A 26,264-nucleotide genomic window follows, 5' to 3' on the forward strand; every position below is an offset into this window, starting at 1 on the left:
TGAGTTAATCCGACCACTGAAACTATTGAATCAACGGTCTTTTCGCCATGCATCGGCTGTTAATGCTTCACCAAAATGACCGGCAATTAAGCGTTTTGTTAAATCATGCAGCGGGGAAGCAAGCACATCGGCGGTACTGCCACGTTCAACCACGGAACCCTGATGCATGACCAGAACCTGATCGCTGATGTGTTTCATCATGCCAATGTGCTGGGTAACATAAATATAAGAGATACCCTGTTTTTCCTGTAATTCCAGCATCAGATTAATTAACTGCGAACGCATCGACATATCCAGCGACGCCAGCGCTTCATCGGCTATGATCACTTTAGGACGCAGGATCAGCGCCCGCGCCAGTCCGAGACGTTGCTTTTGGCCCGGCGCCATCATATGCGGGTAATAGCTAACGTGATCCGGCAGCAAACCGACCATGTGCAAGGTTTCCAGAATACGTTTGCGGCGTGCCTCCGGTTCCAGATCGGTATTCAGACGCAGCGGAAAATCCAGGATTTGTGAAATACGCTGGCGCGGATTAAGCGACGTCGTCGGATCCTGAAAAATCATGCGGATATGCTGGCTACGAAACGTGTAATCGCCGTAATGCAGCGGCTGATCATCAATCACCAGTTCCCCGGATGTTGGTTCCACCATTCCTGCCAGCATTTTGGCGAGCGTGGACTTACCAGAACCGTTTTCACCAATGATTGCCAGCGTCTGGCGCTCACGCAGGGTAAAACTTAATGGCTTGACGGCTTCCACGGTCTGGCGGCGGAACCAGCCGGTGCGGTAGCGGAATGTTTTACTGAGGTTACGCACCTCGAGCAGGGTTTCAACCATCTCACTCACTCTCCATATTCAGCGGGAAATGGCAGGCGTAAAGATGATTTCGCGCCCCAGCGAGCCGGGGTTTTTCAATGCATTTACGCTGAGCATAAGGGCAGCGCGGCCCCAGGCGACAGCCAATCGGTAACTGTTCAAGCAGCGGGATGGCACCCGGCATGGTATTCAGCCGGCTTTTATGCGGCATCGCACTGCCAAAATCCGGAATGGCGCGGATCAGCGCCTGGGTATACGGGTGGTGAGGCGTTGCAATCAACTCCTCACTGGGGGCGGTTTCGACCGTCTGGCCGCAATACATGACGTTGATACGGTCTGCCCATTTACTCAACATTTGCAGGTCATGACTGATCAACATAATGGTGGTGTTATTGTTCTGATTGAGCCGGGTAAGCAGACGGAAAATCTGCGCCTGGGTAGTCGGTTCCATGGCATTTGTCGGCTCATCAGCAATCAATAACCGCGGCTGGTTGGCCAGTGCAATGGCGATCATCACTTTCTGACACTCGCCTTCCGTCAGTTCGTAAGGGAAGCTGCGCATTGCATCTTTATGATCCTTGATACCCACACGGTGCAGCAACTCAATAGCGCGACGTTTGCGCCAGCCGAAGCGCTGTAGCAGGCTACCTTTCCATGTCCAGCTGGGGATATTTTGCATCAGCTGTTTACCCACGCGTTCGGACGGATCGAGACAGGACTGCGGCTCCTGGAAAATCATAGAGACGTTGTGGCCGAGCAGCTTTCGCCGTTCACGGGACGAGAGTCGCATTAAGTCGATATCGTCAAAGCGCATACGATCGGCGGTGACGCGCCAGTTCTCTTTGCTTACGCCACATATCGCTTTCGCAATCAGGCTTTTACCAGACCCGGATTCACCAACAAGACCGCGAATTTCGCCTTCCGCAAGGGTCAGGCTGACGCGATCGACCGCCTTCACCCAATTTTCACCGGTTTTGACTTCGATGGTGAGGTTACGGATATCAAGAAGTGGCATTATTCCACCCCCGCATTGATTGCGCGGCGAATACCGTCGCCCAGGATGTTAACCAGCAATACGCTTACCATAATAGCCGCACCCGGCAACATCACGGTCCAGGGCGCGACATAAATCAGTTCAAGCGCATCGCCAAGCATCGCTCCCCATTCCGGCGAGGGGAGTTGCGCGCCAAGATCCAAAAAGCCCAGCGCGGCAATATCCAGAATCGCCATTGACAGCGAACGGGTGATTTCCGTGATCATGCCGGAAGTGATATTGGGTAACACGGCAAACCATAGAATATTCATTGTGGAAGCACCATCAAGGCGCGCTGCCACTACGTACTCTTTCTCCAGTTCGTCATGCACCATGCTGTAGACCGAACGCACCATGCGCGGCAGGAGCGCCAGCCAGACGGCAAACATGGCATGCGAAAGGTGTGGGCCAGCAAACGCCACCACAATAATGGCCAGTAGCAGCGTCGGTAACGACAACAATGTATCCAGAATGTGGTTCAACACCGCAGAACGCAGGCCATGTGTCGCGCCGGCGAACACGCCAAGCACCAGCCCGCACAATGTTGCCGCCAGCGTAACAATAAATGCCCCCCCCACGGTGGGTGCGGCCCCGCTCAGTAAGCGACTCAGCACATCGCGCCCAAGATCGTCAGTCCCGAGGAAGAAAGAGACATCGCCATAACGCGACCAGGACGGCGGAAGCAACTGATAACCCAAAAATTGTTGATCGAGGCCGTAAGGCGCGAACCACTTACCGAATATGCACAGCAGCAGCAGGGCACTACAGCCATAAAGGCCGATCATTGCCGTGGTATCGCTGTAAAATTTGCGCCACACGGTGCGCAGCGCGCCAGGCGGGCGCTTTTCGCTGTAGACGCTATCGTAAGGCATACCATTCCTTATGTTTCAATGGGTTCGCCAGCGCACCCAGGATATCGGAAATCACGTTTACAATGATAACCAGCGAGCCAATCACCATCACGCCGGCAGAGATAGCCGCGTAGTCCTGCTGGCGAATGGCGTTAATCAGCCAGCGCCCCAGTCCCGGCCAGCTAAACACCATTTCAGTGATCATCGCCAGCGTCAGCATGGTAGAAAACTGTAAGCCCAATTTGGGGATCACCGGCGGCAGGGCGTTGTGCAGCACATGGCGCCGGAGGATCGTTAGCATGGACTGGCCGCGTGTCGCCGCCGCTTTGATATAGTTTTTTTCAATCACATCCATGGTGCTGATACGCATCAGGCGGATCACTTCCGTGGTTGGCGCGACCGCCAGCGTCACCACCGGCAACACCATATGTCGCAAGGCGCTGACGATCATCTCATCACGCCATGGCGAGTCTGAAAGCCAGGCATCAATAATAGCGAAACCGGTTACCGTTTTGACTTCGTAGAGTAAATCGAAGCGCCCGGAAACCGGCAGCCAGCCGAGGTTAAGCGAGAAAAAGAGCGTTAAGAGCAACGCCAGCCAGAATACCGGAATGGAAAAGCCGAGCAGAGCAATCGCGCTCACCAGCCGGTCCTGCCATTTGCTGCGCATCACGCCCGCCAGCATGCCTACCGGGATCCCCACCAGCAACGCAGAGCCAAAGGCAAGGATGCACAGTTCCATCGTTGCCGGAAACACTTCTTTAAGTTGCTGCGAAATGAGCTGACCATTAATGCTGGAAACACCGAAGTCCCAATGCAGCAAGCCGGTAAACCAGAACACCCAGGCATTCCACATGGTTGCGCCTTGAAGCGGCGCATGCGGTGTGAAGTAGCTAAGACTGAACCCGACAAAGGTCAGGAAAAACAGCGTCACCAACAGCAGCAACAAACGGCGCAGGGTAAAAATAATCATGGCGGCGAAACCTCTTGTTTTTCCCGCGAGACACCGGCGAAAGAGGCGCTGCCAAACGGACTCAGCACCAGCCCTTTAATATCGTACCGATAGGCCTGTAACCGTAACGAAGACGCCAGCGGAAGCACTGGCAATTCACGCGCAAGAATATTTTGTGCCTCGTCATAGGCATCAATGCGCGCCGCGAGTTGCTGTGACGACAGCGCTTTCTGCAGCACCTCGTCAAATTCGCGATGACACCAGTGTGCAAAATTGGTCTGCGAATCGATGGCGGCGCAGCTCAGCATCGGCCTGAAAAAGCTGTCCGGATCGTTACTGTCCGTTGCCCAGCCTGAAAGGGTCAAATCGTGATTCATATCCATCAGACGCGCCTCCTGGAAACGGCCTTCCACCGGCACAATGACCACTTTCACCCCGGCCTGGGCCATATCCGCCTGGATCAATTCAGCGGTTTTCAGCGGGCTGGGGTTCCACGCCTGGGAACTGGTCGGCACCCACAGGTGCAGCGTCATATTCTCCAGCCCCAGCGCTTTCAGGCGTTCACGTGCTTTGGCGGGGTCGTATTCGGTAATTTTGGCTTCATTATCGTAAGCCCACGATGCGCGCGGCAGGATCGACGCTGCCGTTTCCGCCGTTCCGTAATAAATGGACTGCATCAGCCGCTGGTTATTGATTGACAACGCAAGCGCGTGGCGCACTTCAGGATTATTCAAAGGGGGTTTATCAGTATTGAACGCCAGATAAGCAATGTTCATTCCCGGACGTAGCGTCAGACGCAGGCGCGGATCATCACGCAAAATAGTAAGCTGACTGGCAGCAGGCCATGCCAGCACATCACATTCTCCGGTTAACAATTTAGATAACCGCCCGGTGCCACCGGAACCCAGATCAACCACCACCTGTTGCATCAAAGGTTTACCGCGCCAGAATTTTTCGTGACGTTGTAACCGAATATATTGCCCGGCACGATACTCATCTAACTGATACGGGCCGGTGCCCACCGGCTGGCGATCAAGCAGCTCCTGATGATCTTCTTTTGCAAGCTGCGCGGCGTATTCAGCAGACATGACAGAGGCATAGTGGGTCGCCAGGTGCCACAAGAAAGAGGCATCCGGCCTTTTCAGACGGAATTCAACGGTACGGTTATCCAGCTTACGAACACTGTCAATCGCGTCGGCGAACTGCAAACTGTCGAAATAGGGGAAACTGCTACCGTTAACATTATGCCAGGGATTTTCGCGGTCGAAGATGCGCTGGAAAGTGAACACCACATCATCAGCATTTAGCGCACGGTGCGGGGTAAACCATGCTGTTTTCTGAAACGCGACACCGTCGCGCAGGCGAAATCGGTACGTGGCGCCGCTATCCAGCACTTCCCAGCTTTCGGCCAGTTCCGGCACCAGGCGGTAAGTATAGGGATCGACATCCAGCAGGCGATCGTAAAGTTGAGCCGCCAGCGTGTCGACAATCAGGCCGCTGCTCACTTTTTGTGGATTAAAGGTGCTTACCTGACCATTGACGCAATAGACAAAGCCGCTTTCGCGAATATCCGCCCACGGGGCAGATGGCGGCGTTGCCGCTTGCGCAAAGCCTGTTGCGAGGCTTGCGGTCAATAACAGGGAAGAGAAAACCAGACGCATGATTTCTTCACGATTTTAAATTAATGTGCAAAGTGTATCGCACTTACCCTGGCTTCGTAAAAATGTCTGCTGACGACTGCTGTTATTGTCGACGATTTCAGCTTATTTGGTGCTTTTTCAGCAGCGCCCGCAACTGGTGATAGGTCAGCCCGAGCAATTCTGCCGCGCGTTTCTGGTTAAATTTCCCCTGCTGCAGGCTGGTTTCCAGTAAGTTTTTTTCCTGATCGTTTTGGAATTTGCGCAAATCCAGCGGTAACTGAGGTCCGCCAGGCACAATTTCTATTGCCTGCGGCGCGTCTGGCTGCTCGCGGTGAAAGGGATCGATAATAATGCTGTCCAGTGGCGTTTCGCTGCTGCCATGCCGATAGACGGAGCGCTCAACCACGTTTTTCAGTTCGCGGATATTTCCCGGCCAGCGGTAATGCAGCAACGTGTCGCGGGCACGATCGGTAAAACCGGGGAACAGCGGAAGCGATAACTCGCGACACATCTGAATGGCAAAGTGATCCGCCATCAGCATGATATCGCTTTGGCGCTGGCGCAACGGCGGCAACAGCACCACATCGAACGCCAGACGGTCAAGCAGGTCGGCGCGGAATGTGCCTTCATGTACCATTTGCGGCAGGTCGGCGTTGGTTGCACACACCAGCCGGACGTTGACTTGCAGCGGCTGGCTGCCGCCCACGCGCTCCAGCTCGCCATATTCAATGACCCGCAATAACTTTTCCTGGACCAACATCGGGGCGGTGGCCAGCTCATCCAGAAATAAGGTACCGCCATCGGCTCGTTCAAAACGCCCAGGGTGGCGTTTCTGCGCCCCGGTAAATGCCCCGGCTTCATGTCCAAAGAGTTCAGAATCGAGCAGGTTTTCATTTAACGCCGCGCAATTCAGCGAGATAAAAGGCCCCTGCCAGCGGGAGGAGAGAAAATGCAGACGGTTAGCAATCAGCTCCTTACCGGTTCCGCGCTCGCCAATGATGAGTACGGGCTTGTCAATCGGCGCGAGACGCGACACCTGCTCCAGCACCTCGATAAAGCTGTTTGCTTCACCGAGTAAGTTATCCTTGTGTTCAGCCATGATGAAATTCGCCACTTGTTGGTGTTATTAACCACTCTAAACGAAAAGCGCACAGCGGTAAAATTATTCAATTCGTTAATAATCATAAAGATAAAAAGTTGGCACGAAGATTGTAATAGCTCAACAGCGTAACATTGTCAGGTAGCAGGGCTGAGCCCGATTACAGAAATAAAGAGGAACAGATTATGGGTATTTTTTCTCGTTTTGCCGATATCGTGAATGCCAACATCAACTCGCTGCTGGAAAAGGCCGAAGATCCGCAAAAACTGGTGCGTCTGATGATCCAGGAAATGGAAGACACCCTGGTCGAAGTGCGTTCGACGTCGGCGCGCGCGCTGGCGGAGAAAAAACAGCTTACTCGCCGTATTGAGCAGGCCACCGCACAGCAGAGCGAGTGGCAGGAAAAAGCAGAACTGGCGCTGCGTAAAGAGAAAGACGATTTGGCGCGTGCGGCGCTGATCGAGAAACAGAAAGTCACGACGCTTATTGACACGCTGGAGCAAGAAGTGACTCTGGTCGAAGAAAGCCTGACGCGGATGAAAAAAGAAATTGGCGAGCTGGAAAACAAACTCAGTGAAACGCGCGCCCGTCAGCAAGCCTTAACGCTGCGTCATCAGGCCGCCAGCTCTTCCCGTGATGTGCGTCGCCAGCTTGACAGCGGCAAGCTGGATGAAGCGATGGCGCGCTTTGAATCGTTTGAACGCCGTATCGATCAGATGGAAGCAGAAGCTGAAAGCCACGGTTTCGGTAAGCAGAAATCGCTGGATCAGCAGTTTGCTGAACTGCGCGCGGATGACGAAATCAGTGAGCAACTGGCGCAACTGAAAGCCAAAATGAAACAGGATAATCAATAATAAATCGCTGCGGCGTCAGAGGACGCCGCGCGTCATCCCTGTAAGGAGTACACATGAGCACGCTTTTTCTGGCTATACCGTTAACGCTTTTCATTCTGTTCATTTTGCCCGTCTGGTTGTGGCTGCATTACAACAACCGCACCTCGCGCGGGGAACTGAATCAGAACGAGCAGCAGCGGTTACTGCAATTATCAGAAGATGCAACACGGATGCGCGAACGTATTCAGGCACTGGAAGATATTCTGGATGCTGAGCACCCGAACTGGAGAGATCGCTAATGGCAAGCCTCGACCTTAACAAAAAATTATGGCGTATTCCCCAGCGCGGAAAAGTAGCCGGTGTCTGCGCCGGGATTGCACAATATCTTGATATTCAGGTCAAAATTGTGCGCATCCTGACCATTCTGGCTATGTGTTTTGGCCTGTTCTTTATTGTTGTAGCGGCGTATATCGTTTTGTATTTTGTGTTGGATCCGCTGCCGGACAATTACGTCGAAGGAGAAGAAACCCAAAGCACCAACCAGTTACTGGATGCGGTTGATGCGCAACTTTCGGCAGGTGAGGCGCGCCTGCGGCAGATGGAGCGTTACGTTACCTCTGACACCTTCTCACTGCGTAGCCGTTTTCGTCAGCTATAAGGAGTGAACCATGGCATCTCGCTGGCAACAAGCTCGTCGCAACGTCAAACCGGGTCTGAAAATTGCCGGAAAGCTGGTTGTACTTACCGCGTTGCGCTACGGCCCGGCGGGTGTTGCTGGCTGGGCCGTAAAATCGGTGGCCCGACGGCCGGTAAAACTGCTGCTGGCTTTTGCGCTGGAGCCGCTGCTCAAACGCGCAGCAAATAAATTTTCACGTCGTTTTATGCAAAACAGATGATCCTGCGGGATCATCTTGCCCTTCTGACTGGTTGATTAACAACAGCCTGCCCATATCTCATACACTATCAGCAACTGTTTTGACTTCAGGGCGACACACAATGGCGATGGATCGATTTAAAAGCGAACTCAACGCGCTGGTGAACCGTGGAATGGACCGGCATTTACGCCTCGCAGTAACCGGGCTGAGCCGCAGCGGTAAAACAGCGTTTATTACTGCGCTGGTAAACCAGCTGCTTAATCTTCATGCCGGGGCCCGTCTGCCGCTCCTTAGCGCGGTGCGGGAAGAGCGCCTGCTCGGCGTAAAACGTGTTCCGCAGCGCGATTTTGGCATTCCCCGTTTTACCTACGACGAAGGGCTGGCGCAGTTATACGGCACGCCGCCGGTCTGGCCGACACCCACGCGCGGGGTCAGCGAAATCCGTCTGGCACTGCGCTTCCGCTCCAATGATTCACTGCTTCGTCATTTCAAAGACACCTCTACGCTGTATCTGGAAATTGTCGATTATCCCGGCGAATGGCTGTTGGATCTACCGATGCTGGCGCAGGATTATCTGAGCTGGTCGCGACAAATGACCGGGTTACTACAGGGCCAGCGCCAGGCGTGGTCGCAGCAATGGCGTGAATTATGTGCGGGACTGGATCCATTGGCCCCAGCCGATGAAAACCGGCTGGCGGAGATTGCCGCCGCATGGACGGCGTATCTGCAGCAGTGCAAGCGTGAAGGGCTGCATTTTATTCAACCGGGGCGATTTGTGCTGCCCGGCGATATGGCAGGCGCGCCCGCGCTGCAATTCTTCCCGTGGCCGGATGTCGATAACACCGGAGAGGGGAAGCTGGCGCAGGCAGATAAACACACCAACGCCGGTATGTTGCGTGAGCGTTTCAACTACTACTGTGAGCATGTTGTTAAGGGTTTCTATAAACACCATTTTTTGAAGTTTGATCGCCAGATTGTCCTGGTCGATTGCCTGCAACCGCTCAACAGCGGGCCGCAAGCGTTTAACGATATGCGGCTGGCGTTGACGCAACTGATGCAGAGTTTTCATTACGGCCAGCGCACGCTATTTCGCCGCCTGTTTTCACCGGTTATCGACAAGTTGCTTTTTGCCGCCACCAAAGCCGATCACATTACGCTCGATCAGCACGCCAATATGGTGTCATTGCTGCAACAGCTTATTCAGGATGCCTGGCAAAACGCTGCGTTTGAAGGGATCAGTATGGACTGCCTGGGTCTGGCATCTGTGCAGGCAACACAAAGTGGGTTAATCGAGGTCAATGGTGAGAAGATCCCTGCGCTGCGGGGGCACCGATTAAGCGATGGTTCTCCGCTGACGGTTTATCCTGGTGAAGTCCCGGCCAGGTTGCCTGGGCTGGCCTTCTGGGATAAGCAAGGGTTTAACTTCGAAGCCTTTCGCCCGCAGGTAATGGACGTGGATAAACCGCTGCCACATATTCGTCTTGATGCGGCGCTGGAGTTTTTAATAGGAGACAAATTGCGATGAGCGAGCCGTTAAAACCGAGGATCGATTTCGCCGGGCCGCTGGAGGCAGAAAATACAGTACGGTTTAAAAACGCCCAAACCTTCAGCGGTGCACAGGCGGAAAATTTCGCACCGATGATGACCGATATAATGCCAGAGGAGGGACAGGCTGAAGCGTTGATCGAAGCGGCGCTGCGGCCAAAACGTAGCTTGTGGCGCAAAATGGTCAGTGCCGGTCTGGCACTATTCGGTATCACCGTGGTGGGTCAGGGTGTGCAGTGGACAATGAATGCCTGGCAGACCCAGGACTGGGTTGCGCTGGGCGGCTGTGCTGCGGGCGCGCTGATTATTGGTGCCGGAGTGGGTTCGGTCGCCAGTGAATGGCATCGGCTATGGCGCTTGCGCCAGCGTGCTGAGGAGCGGGAGGAAGCACGTGATTTGCTGCACAGCCACGGCGTGGGGAAAGGGCGTGCCTTCTGTGAAAAACTGGCCAGACAGGCGGGGATCGATCAGGCACATCCGGCACTGCAACGCTGGTATGCCGCTATCCACGAAACGCAAAACGATCGCGAAGTGGTGAGCCTGTATGCGCAACTTGTCCAGCCCGTGCTGGATGCTCAGGCGCGACGCGAAATTAACCGCTCGGCGGCGGAGTCGACGCTGATGATCGCCGTCAGCCCGCTGGCAATGGTCGATATGGCGTTTATTGCTTGGCGCAATCTGCGACTGATTAACCGCATCGCCACGCTGTATGGCATTGAGCTGGGGTATTACAGCCGTTTGCGCCTGTTCCGGCTGGTATTGCTGAATATTGCGTTCGCTGGCGCAAGTGAACTGGTGCGTGAAGTGGGTATGGACTGGATGTCGCAGGATCTTGCTGCACGCCTTTCTGCGAGAGCAGCACAAGGCATTGGCGCTGGCTTGCTGACCGCACGCCTGGGTATTAAGGCGATGGAGTTGTGCCGCCCGCTGCCCTGGCTGGAGGATGATAAACCCCGGCTGGGTGATTTTCGTCGTCAGCTTATTGGTCAGGTCAAAGAGACGCTGCAAAAACGCCGTACCGCATCCCCCACTGAGTAACAAACCGGCACTGCGCGCTTACCTTTACAGCGTAGTGCCGCTTTTTCCGCCAGGCTGTCAATATTTGTTGACAGACATCTTCCTGCCAACCACGAAGTGGCTTATTATCCCTTCATTACGTGAATGAATAAGGCTGAGTATTCCCATGCGTCTTGAAGTTTTTTGTGAGGACCGTCTTGGTCTGACGCGCGAACTGCTGGATCTGCTGGTGCTGCGCGGTATCGATTTACGCGGCATTGAAATTGACCCGGTCGGGCGAATCTACCTCAATTTTGCCGCTCTGCAATTTGATGCATTCAGCAGCCTGATGGCTGAAATCCGCCGTATACCCAGCGTCACCGACGTACGTACCGTGTTGTGGATGCCGTCTGAGCGTGAACACCGCGCACTCAGTGCATTGCTGGAAGCATTGCCTGAACCGGTTTTCTCGCTGGATATGAAAAGCAAAGTAGAACTGGCGAACCCGGCCAGTTGCCTGCTCTTTGCGCAGGACACCGATAAATTGCGCAATCATAACGCGGCGCAATTAATTGCCGGGTTCAATTTCCAGCGCTGGCTGGAGGGTAATCCGCAAAACTCGCATAACGAACATGTCGTTATTGGTGGGCAAAACTTCCTGATGGAGATCACGCCTGTTCATCTGGAGGGCGAAACGGGCGAGCCGGTGTTAATCGGCGCCGTTGTCATGCTCCGTTCAACCATCCGTATGGGGCGGCAGCTTCAGAATCTTAGTCAGCAGGATGTTGGCGCATTTAGCCAGATAGTTGCCGTGAGCCAGAAAATGCGTCAGGTTGTGGAACAGGCGCGCAAACTGGCGACCCTGACTGCGCCCTTGCTGATCACCGGCGATACCGGTACTGGTAAAGATTTACTGGCTCATGCCTGCCACCTTGCCAGCCCGCGCGCAAGCAAACCGTACCTGGCATTGAATTGTGCCTCCATTCCCGAAGAGTCGGTCGAAAGTGAGCTTTTTGGGCATGCACCAGAAGGTAAAAAAGGCTTTTTCGAGCAGGCAAACGGCGGTTCGGTACTGCTGGATGAGATTGGCGAAATGTCGCCGCGTATGCAGGTAAAATTGCTGCGTTTTCTTAACGATGGCACCTTCCGCCGCGTGGGTGAGGATCATGAAGTTCACGTCGATGTGCGGGTCATTTGCGCCACACAGCGCAATCTGGTGGAGCTGGTGCAAAAGGGGCTGTTCCGCGAAGATCTTTACTACCGGCTTAATGTGTTGACGTTAAATCTGCCGCCGTTGCGCGAGCGTCCTCAGGATATTATGCCGTTGACCGAACTGTTTGTGGCCCGCTTTGCCGATGAGCAGGGGGTGCCGCGCCCGAAACTCTCTCAGGATCTGTTACCGTTGCTGAGCCGTTACGGATGGCCCGGCAATGTGCGTCAGTTGAAAAACGCTATTTATCGCGCGTTAACCCAGCTGGAAGGTTATGAATTACGTGCGCAGGATATTCTGTTACCCGATTACGATGCCACCACTGCGCCGGTCGGCGAAGAGGCGATGGAAGGGTCGCTGGATGATATTACCAGCCGCTTTGAGCGCTCGGTACTGACCCAACTTTATCGCAGCTATCCCAGCACGCGTAAGCTGGCGAAACGTCTTGGCGTTTCACATACCGCGATTGCCAATAAGCTCCGCGAATATGGGTTGAGCCATAAGAAAAGTGAAGAATAAGAAAAGCCTCCGTATGGAGGCTTTTTCATATCGGCAATGCAATCCGCTGAGCGGCGCACAATTAGCCTTTCAGGGATTCCAGCGCGGCGGCGTAATCCGGTTCGTTGGTGATTTCATTCACGAGGTGGCTGAAAACCACGTTGTCATTCTCATCAATAACGACCACTGCGCGCGCAGCCAGACCTTTCAGCGCGCCTTCCGCAATACCCACGCCGTAATCGGCAAGGAATTCCGGGTTACGCAGCGTGGAGAGGGTGATCACATTGCCCAGGCCTTCAGCGCCGCAGAAGCGGGATTGTGCAAACGGCAGATCGGCAGAGATACACAGCACGACCGTATTGTTCATTTCGGTCGCCAGTTGGTTGAATTTGCGCACGGACGCGGCGCAGACGCCGGTGTCGATGCTCGGGAAAATGTTCAGTACTTTACGTTTGCCAGCAAACTGGGCCAGTGTGACGTCAGACAGATCTTTAGCCACCAGGGTAAAAGCTTTGGCTTTGCTACCAACCTGCGGAATGGCGCCTGCAACGGGAACCGGGTTGCCCTGGAAATGAACGAGTTGTGACATAGATATCTTCCTGTTTACAAATAGTTAACGTCGCCGCTAGTGTATGCCATCCGCAGAGATCACGGCAAACCAATTTTCGTATCTATACTGATTTACAGTGCGGCAGAGGAGTGAAGAATGCGAAACGTCAAAATTTACGAGGAAACCTGGCCGCTACATACGCCATTCGTGATTTCGCGCGGCTCCCGCGATGAAGCGCGGGTGGTGGTGGTTGAACTGGAAGAGGAGGGTATCAAGGCGGTTGGCGAGTGCACGCCCTATCCGCGATATGGCGAGAGCGAAGCCTCGGTGATGGCGCAAATTATGACGATCGTGCCACAGCTGGAAAACCATCTCAGCCGCGAAACGTTGCAAACGCTGCTCCCGCCTGGCGCAGCGCGTAATGCGGTTGATTGCGCCCTGTGGGATCTGGCCGCACGCAAAGCCAACACGTCGCTGACGCGCTATGCGGGTGTGACGTTGCCTGAAACCGTGACCACGGCGCAAACCGTCGTAATTGGCACACCGGAGCAGATGGCCGCCAGTGCGGCAGCGCTGAGTGAAAAAGGAGCGCGGCTGCTGAAAGTGAAACTGGATGACCATTTGATCAGCGAGCGACTGGTGGCGATACGGGCCGCTGCGCCGCACGCGACCCTGATTGTCGATGCCAATGAAGCCTGGCACAGCGAAGGGCTGGCGGCGCGCTGCCAGTTACTGGCGGATCTGGGCGTTGCCATGCTGGAGCAACCGCTGCCTGCAGGCGAGGATGATGCTCTTGCCAATTTTATCCATCCATTGCCGATTTGTGCCGATGAAAGCTGCCATACGCGGGAGAGCCTGAGCGCATTACACGGGCATTATGAAATGGTCAATATCAAACTGGATAAAACCGGCGGGCTTACCGAAGCCCTGGCGTTAGCCCGTGAGGCATCAGCGCAAGGCTTCGGTTTAATGCTGGGGTGTATGATTTGTACGTCTCGCGCCATCGCGTCCGCTTTACCGCTGGCGAATCAGGTTCGTTTTGCCGATCTTGATGGTCCCACCTGGCTGGCAGTGGATGTTGAGCCGGCATTACATTTCACCACCGGCGAGCTTCATCTGTGAGGATCCCAGTGCAGCAGGGAGGTCATTGCGTGCAGATAGCGCTCACTGGCCTCATCAGCGGAGATCGGCGGAAATTCCACGGTAATGCAGGGCAGGTCGATATCCCCACACCAACTGCCAAACGAGCCGGGTGTGTCATAACCCACGCTGGTGACTAGCGGCAGTGAAAATTGCTCCGCCAGCCATTGCCCAAGCGCACTTTCGCGCGGATCTTCCACACACGCCAGCGGATCATGAAAAGTCACCACCCACGCAGGGTGAACGCGATGAATCAGCTGGCATAACGCCTGCGTTTCTGGTTCTGAGCCGGGTTTCTCCCCAGTGAACAACACCACATCACGCGCATCTGCGGCGCTATTCCAGCGATACACCGTTTCACCGGCTTTCCAGTTCGCCGCAGGAAAGTTGCGGTTGAGGTCGACGCCGTTGGCGTTAGCCCGCAGGCCAAGCTGGCATCCATCGGGGTTGACCGCCAGTACGACATGATGGTGGCGCAATTCAGGTGCCAGCGTACGCAGCGCACAGGAGAGGGCGACGACGGAGGCATTCTCATCACCGTGCGTGCCGGCAATGATCAGCCCGCTTTCGCGCGTGGCGATCGGTGCCGGAAACCACAGCAGCGGCGCGCCTAAAAGGGAACGGCCATATTGTTCCTGACCCGCAGGAAAAGCACCGCGTTGCGGACGTGGACGTGTGGCAGGCATAAGCTTCCTTATTCTGTCGTGTGCGTATAACAAGTGTTGAGCATAAAGCGGGGCGGGGCAAATCATGCCATGTGCGTTAAATTATTGTCTATCTTCAATGTTTAGGTCCCCATTATTTGCATTCCACCGTGTTAAAACAAATAATTACCGCATATTCCGCCGGGAATGACACATCACAAGGGGATCTCATGACGCTTCGACTTTCTACGCTAAGCTGCACGCTGTGGCTGTGCGGTTTTTCTTCTGTTTCGCTGGCTGCGGATGTCCCTGCCGGTACGCAACTCGCGGCAAAGCAGGAACTGGTTCGCCATATCAAAGATGAGCCAGCAACACTGGATCCGGCAAAGGCTGTCGGATTGCCGGAAATTCAGGTGATCCGCGATCTGTATGAAGGGCTGGTCAATCAGAACGAGAAGGGTGAAATTGTTCCCGGTGTGGCAACGAAATGGCAAAGTAATGATAACCGGGTCTGGACGTTTACCCTGCGCGAAGAGGCGAAATGGTCCGATGGTACGCCTGTTACAGCACAAGATTTTGTGTATAGCTGGCAGCGTTTAGTTGATCCCAAAACCACGTCCCCTTTTGCCAGCTTTGCGGCGCTGGCCGGTATCAGCAATGCGAAAAACATCAGCGAAGGGAAAGCGGCACCAGACAAATTGGGTGTTAGCGCAGTGGATGCCCATACGCTGCGAGTGCAACTGGATAAACCCGTTCCCTGGTTTCCGAGCTTAGCCGCCAGTTTTGCCTTTTACCCGGTGCAGAAAGCAAATGTTGAAAGCGGCGCAGAGTGGACGCGGCCAGGCAAGCTTGTGGGTAATGGCGCGTATCAACTGGTCGATCGTGTTGTGAACGAAAAACTGGTTTTCGAGCCGAATAAACACTATTGGGATAATGCGAAGACGGTGATTCAGAAGGTCACCTTTGTGCCGATTAATCAGGAGTCGGCGGCGACCAAGCGTTATCTGGCGAACAATGTTGATATTACGGAATCTTTCCCGAAAAACCTCTATCAAAAACTGTTGAAGGATATTCCGGGGCAGGTCTATACCCCGCCACAGCTAGGTACCTATTATTATGCGTTTAACACCCAGAAAGGGCCGACCGCCGATCCACGTGTCCGCCTGGCACTGAGCATGACCATTGATCGGCGGATCATGGCGGAAAAAGTGCTGGGCACCGGTGAAAAACCGGCATGGCGCTTTACCCCGGATGTTACGGCAGGGTTTGAACCCCAGCCTTCGCAGTTAGAGCACATGAGCCAGGCGGAGTTGAACGCGCAGGCAAAAACGTTGTTGCAGGCGGCGGGTTATGGCCCGCAGCGACCGCTGAAACTGACGCTGCTCTATAACACGTCGGAAAACCATCAGAAAATAGCGATTGCGGTGGCCTCAATGTGGAAACAAAACCTGGGGGCCGATGTGAAATTACAGAATCAGGAGTGGAAAACCTATATCGACAGTCGTAACAGTGGCAATTTTGACGTGATCCGGGCGTCATGGGTCGGGGATTATAATGAGCCCTCAACTTTCCTGTCGGTATTAACCTCAACCAGCAGCAGCAATATTGCGCGGTTTAACGATGCGGCATATGACAAGGTGATGAACCAGGCGGCACTGGAAACCAGCGCCAAAGCGCGCAATGCAGATTATAACGAAGCAGAGCACATCATTGCGGAAAAAGCCCCGATAGCGCCGATTTACCAGTACAGTAACGGCCGTTTAATCAAACCCTGGCTGAAGGGGTATCCGATCAATAACCCTGAAGATGTGGCTTACACGCGAACCATGTATTTGCTGAAACATTGATAAAAAAATCCCCTTACATCACGGGAGGTAAGGGGAAACTCATTGATTACGGAATGGTTCCTGTCTTAGCAGGAGTACATTAATTTTACTTAAGGAATGTGAAGGCACAATGGAGGAAATAAGGAGACGAAGCGCGGGAGACGCGCTATCGGCGTGCCCTGGCCGAAAAAAAGCCCGCTTCATGAGCGGGCAAAAAATACTGGAAGCAATGTGAGCAATGTCGTACTGAATACTTGACTGATTCACTCAGGTATTCAGTGTTGAGAAAGATAATCTTTATCATTTAAATCTGCAACCCCTTTTTTATGTGGACGCTTATTTTTGCGGTCACACCCGGTCAAAAGGCGCGTGCTTTACGATTTTGGTCAAAAAACGAGCATTCGGCTGTGATATAATAATGTCGTTTTCATCACAAAAGAGGACGTTATGGAGAGTGAATTGAACCCCACCCAACTGGCGATTGAGTATCTTCGTCGTGACAAAAGTGCACTCACCCCGGCCGAGTATCTTAAAAAACTCAAACAACTCAGGCTGGAGTTCGAAGATTTACTGACGTTGTCGCATATTGAACTGAAAGAAGAGATTGATCTCGCCTGGCGTTTGGGTATCCACTAACGCGCGAAGCACAGAGAAACGATGCGCCCACCAGGGGCGCTTTTTTTTGCCTGCTTTCAGGCGGCCAGCACCTGATTGCGGCCATTATTCTTCGCGCGGTATAACGCTTCATCCACCCGTTTAAACAGTGCATCCAGACTTTCATTCTGCATATGGCGCGCCACGCCAATGCTGACGGTTATGCCTGGCAGGCCCGACATGCTGATGCTGGCAACAGCGAGACGTACACGTTCGGCAATCTCAAGCGCCGCCTCGAGCGTGGTGTGCGGCAACAGCAACAGAAATTCCTCACCACCCCAACGGAACACATAATCGCCACTTCGACTGCCTGACTCCAGCGTGCGAGCAAGTTCAATCAGAACCTCATCGCCGCGTTGATGGCCGAACCGATCGTTGATCTGTTTAAAGTGGTCGGTATCCACCAGCAACAAGCTGAAGTCCAGCGCGGTGGGTAAGATTTGTTCAGTCAGGTGGTAAAATTGTCGACGGTTTAACAAACCGGTGAGTGCATCGCGGTGCGCAGCGTACTCCAGTTCCTGTTCCAGCCGTTTTTGTTCAGTAATATCGTGAATAATGCACAGCATCAGGCGCTCGCCGTAGATTTCAATAGGGCCTGCGTAAGTCTGCACATGTCGTGTCGACCCATCGGCAAGACGATGTACAAAATTAAGTGGCTTATGCCCACCCGGCAGACGGGCAATCTCTGACATCACCGGAAGTATGCTGCGCCCGAGAGTATTAATCTCCCAGGTGTGTTTCTGGCACATCTCTTCACGGTCGTATCCATAAAATTGCAAAGCGGCGAGGTTGGCATCCACAATCTGCCCATCATGTACGGGATCGATGAGCAGCATCGGTGCGGAGGTAGTGTAAAAGAAGCGGGCGTAAAACCCTTGTTTACGCGGCTGATACCCTGCTGCACGCGCCAGTTTGGGCATCGGGGGAACAGTACGGTAGATACCTTCAAAGATCAAAACGTCGCCGACATCATCAAGCCTACGTAGCGAAGCCCGGCAGCTCAGCGGCGTTTCTTCATTCTTCGGGCCGATGCTCCAGACTTCAACCACTTCGTCCTGATTCTCTAAACCCGGAAGATACATCGAAAGGCTTCGTTGCGCATAAGCAGAATACGTACCGTTACGCATGTCGCCAAGACTACGGCCAGCGGATAATTTTTTTGCCTGTTTGTTGGCAAACAGCACGGTTTCGCTCTCGGGGACGATCACCCAGACCGGGGTGTCGAGAATATCCAGCGCCTGCAGGTGAAGTTTCAGCATCGCAACTCCCGTTATCGCACACGTTGCCAGCGCGCTGCTGACAGAAAATCGTGGCAATTGAATGGCTTCATTGCAACATAACCGAAAAGCGTACACTTATGCAGGCTTTTTTTGTGACACATCTGCACATTCGAGCGATAAGGCGAATGCGTTTTGGTGCAGGAGTGCAGAAACTTTTTCCACCGGGAGCGGGCGGGCAAACAGGAACCCCTGCATGAGCGCGCAGCCCATATTTGTTAGCAGTACATGCTGTTCCTGCGTTTCAATCCCTTCTGCGACGACATGCATATTCATGGAGTGGGCGATGTCGATGATAGTAGAGACAATTTTAACGTTACGGCTGTTGTCACGAATATCTTTGACAAAGCTTTTATCGATCTTCAGTTCGGTTGCAGGGAGTTTTTTTAACATCAGCATATTGGAATAACCCGTGCCAAAATCATCAATAGCAACCGTCATCCCCAACGCTGAAAACTGATTTAATAACTGCACGCTGCGATCAAGGTTTTTGAGCGCGGTATTTTCGGTGATCTCAAGCGTTAATTGGCGAGGGTCAATCTGATAACGCGTCAGTGCGTCCGTAATCTGATCGTAGAGATCATGCTGTTCGAACTGCGTCGGGGAGATATTAATGGCCAGTTTCAGATGCGAGAACCCCTGGCTGTTCCACTTGTGCAATTGCCGACAGGCAGCATCAATCACCCAGTGGCCCACCGAAATCATTAACCCTGTTTTTTCCAACAGCGGCAGAAACACGCCAGGTAGAAGGATCCCTTGTTGTGGATGACGCCAGCGCAACAGGGCTTCGAAACCACAAAGTGTGTGGCCGGGCGCTGTATATTGGGGTTGATACCAGAGTTCAAACTGGTCACGGGCCAGGGCCTGCGACAAGTCCTGTAAAAAGAGGGGAGCATGCGTGGTCTTTTGGATCATCAATGCGTGATAGACGGCCCAGCCGTTGCGTCCTTCCTGTTTGACACTGTACATCGCCGTGTCGGCTGCCAGTTTCAGTTCATGCGCCGTATCGCCGTGGAGCGGGAAAGAGCTTACCCCAGCGCTCAGCGAGACGTTAATGACATGGCTAAGCTCATAAAACGGATGCTGGATGGTCTTCACCAGCCGCCGCATCAACACATCGATCTCGGCCTCGTTGGTTTCGGGCACCAGCAACGTAAACTCATCGCCCCCGAGTCGAGCTAGCGTCATCTTTTCACTCAGGCAGGCGGAAAGCCGCCCGGCAACAGCAACCAGCAAACGATCGCCAATATGATGCCCCCAGGCATCGTTCACCAGTTTGAAGCGATCCAAATCCATATATATCAGCGCAAAGGTGGTTTGCTTCTCTTTCGCCTGATTGAGGCAAACGTCCAGGAGATTGTCGAATTGCACCCTGTTGGCCAGCCCGGTGAGCGCATCGTAATGCGCTTGTTTTTCCAGCTGCTGGTTAAGCTGGCGCAGGCTATCGGTCAGACGGGTGGTACGCAGTTGAGAGTCAATCATCGAGATAAACAGCATGATGCCGAAAATAACCAGCGTGGTGGTGGAAACCCACAATGACAGACCCAGTTCACCGACACCGTTGTGCATTAAATGCATGGCATCGCTGCGCACGATAATACCGGAGCCATCGTTGCTGAATTTGGCCGCGCTCATACCGGTGTAGTGCATCGCACAGATAGAAACGCCCATGATAAAGGCGGCAAATACGCGATTGATAAACACGCCATGATGATTTTTTCGCAGACTAAAAGCCAGCCATAACGCCACACCGGCACTGATGAAAGCAATCACAATGGACAGGATAATCCGGTTCAGGTCCCAGTAAATGGTAACAAATCCCATCATCGCCGCCATACCAAGATAATGCATAGAGACAACGCCCGTACTGAGTAGTAGCGTGGCAAGCAGTAGGCGTCGCCAGGGAAGGTGGTTGCCATTGACAGCAAGGTTGATCGATAGCGTGGAAGCCAGCAGCGCAATCATAAAAGCGAGCAGCATTAATTGCAGATCGTAATGCATAATCATCGGCATTTTCATCGCCAGCATACCGACGAAATGCATCGACCAGATCCCCATGCCGAGTGTTGCTCCGCCGGAAATGCGCCAGAAAAGGGCCACTTTTGGTTCAGAAGCGGTAACTTTTCCTGCGCTATCCAAAGCCACAAAAGAAGCAATGAAAGCCACTAAAAAAGAAATACCGATAAGAATTGGGTCCCACGAAACATAGAGCATCATGCAATCCACACAGGCAAAAGTTGTTAACTAATCCTGGCACTAATTTTAGCAGCTAACCTGATGAAATTAATGATTGAGCTGGTTTTATTATTGCAGGTGCGAATTAACTTAATCGGGAAATAACAATAATTATCGGCCGCAAAAACCATAACATTAAATAAAACGTACAAATTTATCTATTAAATTATAGCGTGTGAATAAACCAGAGGTTTTTATTATAATCTATATGATATATTTTATTCTCTGCTGGTGTTGATGTGGTGTTTTGTATTTCTCAACACCAAGATAAATTTATTATCCAGAATTTTATTCTGATATTTTATTTTTTGTTGTTATATAACATCAAAAACTAGGGCTTATCAGTTTAGTCGTGTAAACGTACAATGCTGATGCTATAAGGATCATATCCCTCCGTGGCGTTTTCGTTGGTGTCATTATGTTAAAGAATATTAGCGTTCGAACCTTTATTATTTCTTTCATGTTGGTTACGTTTATTATCATGGAAGGGTTAGTGATCTTTATCTCAAAAAATAGCGCACTTATTATTGCCCATAGCGTGATTTCACTCTCAGCGTTAGGGTTTCTCTGGTTATATATGACGCATTATTTAGTCACGCCGATTAACACTGTGAAAAAAAGTATCGAAGAGGTAACCTCCGGAAATCTCTCAATTACTATTCCGGAATTTGGTAATAACTGCGCCGGTCGCCTGATTCCTGGCATTAACAGCCTGGCTAATAGTATTGCGCATCTGGTTAAAGAAATCCGTTCCTCATCTGACTCTGCACTGGAACTGTCGGCCCAGCTTGCGGCACGAAGTGCCGATCTGTCAGTGAAAACTGAACAGCAGTCCGCGGCACTGGTGCAAACCGCCTCCAGTATGGAACAGATGGCATCGAGCACCAAAAATAACGCCGACAATACCCGGCTCGCCAGTACCCGTGCGAAAGATGCCTCCTCCTGTGCGATGAAGGGCGGGAATTTAATGGGGCAGGTGGCGAAGAATATGCAGTCCATCACTGACTGCGCCGATCAGATGACAGAAATCATCTCAATTATTGATGGCATTGCTTTCCAGACCAATATTCTGGCGCTCAACGCGGCGGTTGAAGCTGCGCGCGCAGGGGATCACGGCAAAGGATTCTCGGTGGTGGCGGGCGAAGTTCGTACACTGGCGCACCGCAGCGCCGAAGCAGCAAAAAACATTAAGACACTGATTGCTGTGACCACTAGTAACGTCACCCAGGGGGCGACGGTGGTCGGCGAGGCAGAGCAAAATATGCATGACATCGTATCCGGCGCGACGGTCGTCAGCAAACTGATGGATGAGATTGCCGTCACAACCCTTGAGCAGGAAAAAGGCATTTCGCAAATCACCCTGGCGCTGGCGGAGCTGGAACAAGTAACGCAGAGCAACGTAACGATGGTGGATGAGCTTGCCGGCTCGTCGGATACGCTGCAGCACCAGGTGGAGGAGTTGCAAAAACGCACCGGAAAATTCCGCATTGCAGGGGATACCGTCGCGAATCGTCCTGCGACGAATGCAGTCGCAGACAAACGCAGCGCACGGCTGGCAACCGCTCCGGCGCTGGGCAGCCAGGAGGGTTACTGGCACTCCTTCTGAATACAGGCCATTTCATACGGCCCGGGAAACCGGGCTTTTTGTTTTGTGCAAAAATTTGTTAATAAATTCAGCGTGATGATTGCTTAACGCCCCGGCATAGCTAGACTGACAACAATGACAGGCTGATTGTGGAGGGGCTGTGGAAGCGCTAACAGGAACGGATGTGAAAGTCCCGGATGCGGTCTTTGCATGGCTGCTGGATGGTAAAGGCGGCGTCAAACCGCTGGAAGACAGTGATGTGATCACGGCGCAAACGCCGTGCTGGGTGCATTTAAACTATACCAATGCGGAAAGTGCCCAGTGGCTGGCGTCGACACCGGTGTTGCCGAACACTGTGCGTAATGCCTTGTCGGGGGAAAGTTTGCGGCCCAGAGTGAGCCGGATGGGTGAGGGCACGCTGATCACGCTGCGCTGTATTAACGGCAGTACCGATGAACGGCCAGATCAACTGGTTGCTGTGCGCCTCTATATGGATGAGCGGATGATCGTTTCCACGCGTCAGCGCAAAGTGCTGGCGCTTGATGATGTGGTGAGCGAACTGGAAGAGGGTACAGGGCCGGTCGATTGTGGTGGCTGGCTGGTCGACGTTTGCGATGCATTGACCGATCACGCTAGTGAGTTTATTGAATCGTTACATGACCGGATTATCGATCTCGAAGATGACCTGCTCGATCAGCAAATTCCGCCGCGCGGAATTCTGGCTTTGCTGCGTAAACAATTGATCGTTATGCGCCGTTATATGGCGCCCCAGCGCGATGTGTTCGCCCGTCTCGCCAGTGAACGGTTACCATGGATGAGCGATGATCAGCGTCGCCGTATGAAAGATATCGCTGAACGGCTGGGACGCGGGCTGGATGAAATCGATGCCTGTATTGCCCGAACGGCAGTCATGACCGACGAGATCACCCAAGTGATGCAGGAATCTCTCGCACGTCGCACTTACACCATGTCGCTAATGGCGATGGTTTTTTTGCCCAGTACCTTTTTAACCGGTTTATTCGGCGTGAATCTGGGCGGGATCCCAGGCGGTGGATGGCACCTTGGCTTCTCGATTTTTTGCCTGATGTTGGTTGTGTTGATCGGTGGTGTTACCTGGTGGTTGCGGCGCAGTAACTGGCTGTAAAATTTAACGTTTTTAACAAAAAATGAACATAAAAACGCCATCTAACTTGCGCCAGGTCAATATATGACATACCTATTCAGGGCAATATTTCTCTCGCAGGTGAATGCAACGTCAAGCGATGGGCGTTGCGCTCCATATTGTCTTACTTCCTTTTTTGAATTACTGCATAGCACAATTGATTCGTACGACGCCGACTTAATGAGTCGGCTTTTTTTTGCCTCTGCGCCGTGAGCTTCTACCTTTAAGGTGTGTCTCATGATTATGGAGGTCAACATGTCCGCTCTCACTTTGTTCATTCCTGTCGATTCTTTACCCCCAGACCCGGTTCCGGTCGACCCGGTGCCTGTGCCCGATCCGATCCCCCGTCCGCAGCCATTGCCGGACCCGCCGCCGGATGAAGAACCGATTAAATTGTCGCGTTAGCCGGGCAGATCTGAGAGGATACGCGCCTGCTGAACGTCAGCCTTTTTATCGCGAGAAAATATTGTGACCGCTTTTACCACCTTGTCCGCTCTGCCCGCAGCCCAGATCGCTAACCTTAACGAACTGGGCTATCTCACCATGACGCCCGTACAGGCTGCCGCGCTGCCCGCTATTCTCGCCGGTAAGGATGTCCGCGTGCAGGCGAAAACCGGGAGCGGTAAAACGGCAGCGTTTGGCCTCGGTTTATTGCAGCACATTGACGCCAGCCGTTTTCAGACTCAGTCGCTGGTACTTTGTCCGACGCGTGAACTGGCCGATCAGGTTGCCAGTGAACTGCGCCGACTGGCCCGTTTTATGCCCAACATTAAGGTGCTGACATTATGTGGCGGGCAACCTTTCGGTGCACAGCGCGATTCGCTGCAACATGCTCCGCACATTATTGTCGCCACGCCGGGGCGTCTGCTGGATCATCTGCAAAAAAGCACGGTATCACTGGAGAACCTGCAAACGCTGGTGATGGATGAAGCCGATCGGATGCTGGACATGGGCTTTAGCGACGCCATTGACGAGGTGATCCGTTTTGCTCCCGCGTCACGGCAGACGCTGCTCTTTTCTGCCACCTGGCCAGAAGCCATTGCCGCTATAAGTGGTCGCGTACAGCGTGATCCGCAAACGATTGAGATCGACACCGTGGATGCGCTGCCTGCCGTCGACCAGCACTTTTTTGAAGTCTCGCGCGGCGGGAAAATCGCGCTGCTGCAAAAATTGCTGAGTGAACATCGTCCGGCTTCCTGCGTGGTGTTTTGCAATACCAAAAAAGATTGTCAGGACGTGTGCGATGCGCTGAACGCCGCCGGGCAGGATGCGCTGGCGCTGCATGGCGATCTGGAACAACGCGATCGCGACCAGACGCTGGTGCGTTTTGCAAATGGGAGTGCACGTGTGCTGGTCGCCACAGACGTTGCTGCGCGTGGGCTGGATATCAAATCGCTGGAGCTTGTTGTGAATTACGAGCTGGCATGGGATCCGGAAGTACACGTGCACCGTATTGGCCGTACAGCGCGCGCCGGCAACAGCGGCCTGGCTATCAGTCTGGTGGCACCAGAAGAAGCACAGCGCGCTAATATCCTGAGCGAAATGCTGCAACTGACGCTGAACTGGCTGTCCGCGCCCGCGAATGTCAAACTCATTGCGCTGGAAGCCGAAATGGCCACGCTGTGCATTGACGGCGGCAAAAAAGCGAAAATGCGACCGGGTGACGTGCTGGGCGCACTGACTGGCGAAATGGGGTTTAACGGCGAAGACATTGGTAAAATCACTGTCCACCCTGCGCATGTTTATGTGGCGGTTCGTCAGAATGTGGCGCGTCAGGTATGGAAGCAGTTACAGAACGGGAAAATTAAAGGCAAAGCTTGCCGCGTGCGTTTACTGAAATAGAAATAAGCCTCTCTGATGCATTATCAGAGAGGCGGGAATTTACTTCACTTCGACAACATTGAGACGCAGAGCATCCAGCGGCGTCTCATCCTCTTCTGGCTGCCAGCCAGCAGGTTGCAGCGGGATCTCTTCGCGATCAAACGCCAAATCACCGCCGTCGACCACTTCAGAGCCATGAGTGATGCCTTTAAAGTCAAACAGGTTAATATCGCTCAGATGCGACGGCACCACATTCTGCATGGCGCTGAACATGGTTTCAATACGGCCCGGATAGCGTTTATCCCAGTCGCGAAGCATGTCGGCAATGACCTGGCGTTGCAGGTTAGGTTGCGAGCCACACAAATTACACGGAATGATCGGGAAGCCTTTCGCTTCAGAAAAGCGCTCAATGTCTTTTTCACGGCAATAGGCCAGCGGGCGAATGACAATGTGCTTGCCATCGTCGCTCATCAGCTTTGGCGGCATGCCTTTCATTTTTCCGCCGTAGAACATATTCAGAAACAGCGTTTGCAGGATATCGTCGCGGTGATGACCGAGCGCGATTTTGGTCGCACCCAGTTCAGTCGCGGTGCGATAAAGGATCCCACGGCGTAAACGAGAGCACAGTGAGCAGGTTGTTTTGCCTTCCGGGATTTTCTCTTTAACGATGCCGTAAGTGTTTTCTTCCACAATCTTATATTCCACACCGAGCGAATCGAGATACTGCGGCAGAATATGTTCCGGGAAACCAGGTTGTTTCTGGTCGAGGTTAACGGCAACCAGCGAAAAATTCACCGGCGCACTCTGTTGCAGATTGCGCAGGATCTCCAGCATGGTATAGCTGTCTTTCCCGCCGGAGAGGCAGACCATAATGCGATCGCCTTCTTCAATCATATTGAAATCGGCAATCGCTTCGCCGACATTACGGCGCAGGCGCTTTTGCAGTTTGTTCAGGTTGTATTGTTCTTTTTTGCTAACTTCTTGATTTTGCGACATGAAAAAGGCTCAATTCAGGTTTTTAG

Annotated in this window: 25 protein-coding genes; 14 read left to right on the forward strand and 11 right to left on the reverse strand. The window is 53.1% G+C overall.

Features of this window, described 5'->3' with window-relative positions; all coding sequences use genetic code 11:
- Nucleotides 1–30: 30 nt before the first annotated feature.
- From sapF to pspF, 6 genes are all read right to left on the reverse strand, one after another.
- Entirely contained in the window at nucleotides 31–837 is an 807-nt protein-coding gene (sapF, locus tag ACUY4S_RS11515; protein WP_312686677.1) for a peptide ABC transporter ATP-binding protein SapF, read from the reverse strand.
- A gap of 1 nt (nucleotide 838) precedes the next feature.
- The gene (gene sapD, locus ACUY4S_RS11520; RefSeq protein ID WP_312686675.1) at nucleotides 839–1,831 is read right to left on the reverse strand and encodes a putrescine export ABC transporter ATP-binding protein SapD; all 993 of its coding nucleotides are present in this window, start codon (nucleotides 1,829–1,831) and stop codon (nucleotides 839–841) included.
- Nucleotides 1,831–2,721 (reverse strand): putrescine export ABC transporter permease SapC, encoded by an 891-nt coding sequence (gene sapC / locus ACUY4S_RS11525; protein WP_312686674.1) that lies wholly within the window; start codon nucleotides 2,719–2,721, stop codon nucleotides 1,831–1,833. Before sapC ends, sapD begins: the two co-directional genes overlap by 1 nt.
- Entirely contained in the window at nucleotides 2,708–3,673 is a 966-nt protein-coding gene (gene sapB / locus ACUY4S_RS11530; protein ID WP_312686673.1) for a putrescine export ABC transporter permease SapB, read from the reverse strand. The genes sapC and sapB overlap by 14 nt, the downstream gene beginning before the upstream one ends.
- Entirely contained in the window at nucleotides 3,670–5,313 is a 1,644-nt protein-coding gene (gene sapA, locus ACUY4S_RS11535) for an ABC transporter substrate-binding protein SapA (RefSeq protein ID WP_312686672.1), read from the reverse strand. Before sapA ends, sapB begins: the two co-directional genes overlap by 4 nt.
- A gap of 97 nt (nucleotides 5,314–5,410) precedes the next feature.
- Entirely contained in the window at nucleotides 5,411–6,391 is a 981-nt protein-coding gene (gene pspF / locus ACUY4S_RS11540) for a phage shock protein operon transcriptional activator (protein ID WP_458023120.1), read from the reverse strand.
- Nucleotides 6,392–6,576: 185 nt separating this feature from the next.
- Between pspF and pspA the strand changes: the two genes are divergently transcribed.
- From pspA to tyrR, 7 genes are all read left to right on the forward strand, one after another.
- Entirely contained in the window at nucleotides 6,577–7,245 is a 669-nt protein-coding gene (gene pspA / locus ACUY4S_RS11545) for a phage shock protein PspA (RefSeq protein ID WP_312686668.1), read from the forward strand.
- 53 nt (nucleotides 7,246–7,298) lie between these two features.
- Nucleotides 7,299–7,523 (forward strand): envelope stress response membrane protein PspB, encoded by a 225-nt coding sequence (gene pspB / locus ACUY4S_RS11550; protein WP_312686665.1) that lies wholly within the window; start codon nucleotides 7,299–7,301, stop codon nucleotides 7,521–7,523.
- Entirely contained in the window at nucleotides 7,523–7,882 is a 360-nt protein-coding gene (gene pspC / locus ACUY4S_RS11555) for an envelope stress response membrane protein PspC (protein WP_312686664.1), read from the forward strand. Before pspB ends, pspC begins: the two co-directional genes overlap by 1 nt.
- A gap of 10 nt (nucleotides 7,883–7,892) precedes the next feature.
- Complete coding sequence (gene pspD, locus ACUY4S_RS11560; protein ID WP_312686661.1) at nucleotides 7,893–8,120, forward strand: phage shock protein PspD; 228 nt, start codon at nucleotides 7,893–7,895, stop codon at nucleotides 8,118–8,120.
- 106 nt (nucleotides 8,121–8,226) lie between these two features.
- The gene (locus tag ACUY4S_RS11565; RefSeq protein WP_458023139.1) at nucleotides 8,227–9,624 is read left to right on the forward strand and encodes a YcjX family GTP-binding protein; all 1,398 of its coding nucleotides are present in this window, start codon (nucleotides 8,227–8,229) and stop codon (nucleotides 9,622–9,624) included.
- Nucleotides 9,621–10,682 (forward strand): TIGR01620 family protein, encoded by a 1,062-nt coding sequence (locus tag ACUY4S_RS11570; RefSeq protein WP_458023119.1) that lies wholly within the window; start codon nucleotides 9,621–9,623, stop codon nucleotides 10,680–10,682. Before ACUY4S_RS11565 ends, ACUY4S_RS11570 begins: the two co-directional genes overlap by 4 nt.
- Before the next feature lie 145 nt (nucleotides 10,683–10,827).
- Nucleotides 10,828–12,369, forward strand: a complete 1,542-nt coding sequence (tyrR, locus tag ACUY4S_RS11575) for a transcriptional regulator TyrR (protein ID WP_458023118.1) — start codon at nucleotides 10,828–10,830, stop codon at nucleotides 12,367–12,369.
- 61 nt (nucleotides 12,370–12,430) lie between these two features.
- Here the strand turns inward: tyrR and tpx are convergent, their stop codons facing one another.
- The gene (gene tpx, locus ACUY4S_RS11580) at nucleotides 12,431–12,937 is read right to left on the reverse strand and encodes a thiol peroxidase (protein ID WP_312686655.1); all 507 of its coding nucleotides are present in this window, start codon (nucleotides 12,935–12,937) and stop codon (nucleotides 12,431–12,433) included.
- A gap of 117 nt (nucleotides 12,938–13,054) precedes the next feature.
- Between tpx and ycjG the strand changes: the two genes are divergently transcribed.
- On the forward strand, nucleotides 13,055–14,020 hold the full coding sequence (gene ycjG, locus ACUY4S_RS11585) for an L-Ala-D/L-Glu epimerase (RefSeq protein WP_458023117.1): 966 nt from the start codon (nucleotides 13,055–13,057) through the stop codon (nucleotides 14,018–14,020).
- Here ycjG and mpaA read toward each other — a convergent pair.
- Entirely contained in the window at nucleotides 14,011–14,724 is a 714-nt protein-coding gene (mpaA, locus tag ACUY4S_RS11590; protein ID WP_458023116.1) for a murein tripeptide amidase MpaA, read from the reverse strand. The genes ycjG and mpaA overlap by 10 nt on opposite strands.
- Before the next feature lie 188 nt (nucleotides 14,725–14,912).
- Between mpaA and ACUY4S_RS11595 the strand changes: the two genes are divergently transcribed.
- Nucleotides 14,913–16,529: a peptide ABC transporter substrate-binding protein gene (locus tag ACUY4S_RS11595; protein ID WP_312686651.1), complete on the forward strand. Its 1,617-nt coding sequence runs from the start codon at nucleotides 14,913–14,915 to the stop codon at nucleotides 16,527–16,529.
- 426 nt (nucleotides 16,530–16,955) lie between these two features.
- Entirely contained in the window at nucleotides 16,956–17,144 is a 189-nt protein-coding gene (locus tag ACUY4S_RS11600) for a YdiH family protein (RefSeq protein ID WP_312686649.1), read from the forward strand.
- Between the two features lie 56 nt (nucleotides 17,145–17,200).
- Here ACUY4S_RS11600 and ACUY4S_RS11605 read toward each other — a convergent pair whose 3' ends face one another.
- Nucleotides 17,201–18,421 carry a GGDEF domain-containing protein gene (locus ACUY4S_RS11605; RefSeq protein WP_458023115.1) on the reverse strand — a complete coding sequence of 407 codons (1,221 nt, stop codon included), beginning with the start codon at nucleotides 18,419–18,421 and terminating at the stop codon, nucleotides 17,201–17,203.
- Between the two features lie 96 nt (nucleotides 18,422–18,517).
- On the reverse strand, nucleotides 18,518–20,653 hold the full coding sequence (locus ACUY4S_RS11610) for a putative bifunctional diguanylate cyclase/phosphodiesterase (protein WP_458023138.1): 2,136 nt from the start codon (nucleotides 20,651–20,653) through the stop codon (nucleotides 18,518–18,520).
- Between the two features lie 439 nt (nucleotides 20,654–21,092).
- Between ACUY4S_RS11610 and ACUY4S_RS11615 the strand changes: the two genes are divergently transcribed.
- The 4 genes from ACUY4S_RS11615 (at nucleotide 21,093) to dbpA (ending at nucleotide 25,263) form a co-directional block, all read left to right on the forward strand.
- Nucleotides 21,093–22,280, forward strand: a complete 1,188-nt coding sequence (locus ACUY4S_RS11615; protein ID WP_458023114.1) for a methyl-accepting chemotaxis protein — start codon at nucleotides 21,093–21,095, stop codon at nucleotides 22,278–22,280.
- A gap of 139 nt (nucleotides 22,281–22,419) precedes the next feature.
- A complete protein-coding gene (zntB, locus tag ACUY4S_RS11620) occupies nucleotides 22,420–23,403 on the forward strand; it encodes a zinc transporter ZntB (RefSeq protein ID WP_312686643.1) in 984 nt (327 codons plus the stop codon).
- Nucleotides 23,404–23,676: 273 nt separating this feature from the next.
- Nucleotides 23,677–23,826 (forward strand): proline-rich small protein YnaL, encoded by a 150-nt coding sequence (gene ynaL / locus ACUY4S_RS11625; protein ID WP_458023113.1) that lies wholly within the window; start codon nucleotides 23,677–23,679, stop codon nucleotides 23,824–23,826.
- Nucleotides 23,827–23,889: 63 nt separating this feature from the next.
- Complete coding sequence (gene dbpA / locus ACUY4S_RS11630; RefSeq protein ID WP_458024263.1) at nucleotides 23,890–25,263, forward strand: ATP-dependent RNA helicase DbpA; 1,374 nt, start codon at nucleotides 23,890–23,892, stop codon at nucleotides 25,261–25,263.
- Between the two features lie 39 nt (nucleotides 25,264–25,302).
- On the opposite strand, the gene ttcA is transcribed toward dbpA, so the two are convergent.
- Nucleotides 25,303–26,238: a tRNA 2-thiocytidine(32) synthetase TtcA gene (gene ttcA / locus ACUY4S_RS11635; RefSeq protein ID WP_312686638.1), complete on the reverse strand. Its 936-nt coding sequence runs from the start codon at nucleotides 26,236–26,238 to the stop codon at nucleotides 25,303–25,305.
- Nucleotides 26,239–26,264: the final 26 nt, after the last annotated feature.

The organism is Kosakonia beeri (assembly GCF_054165705.1).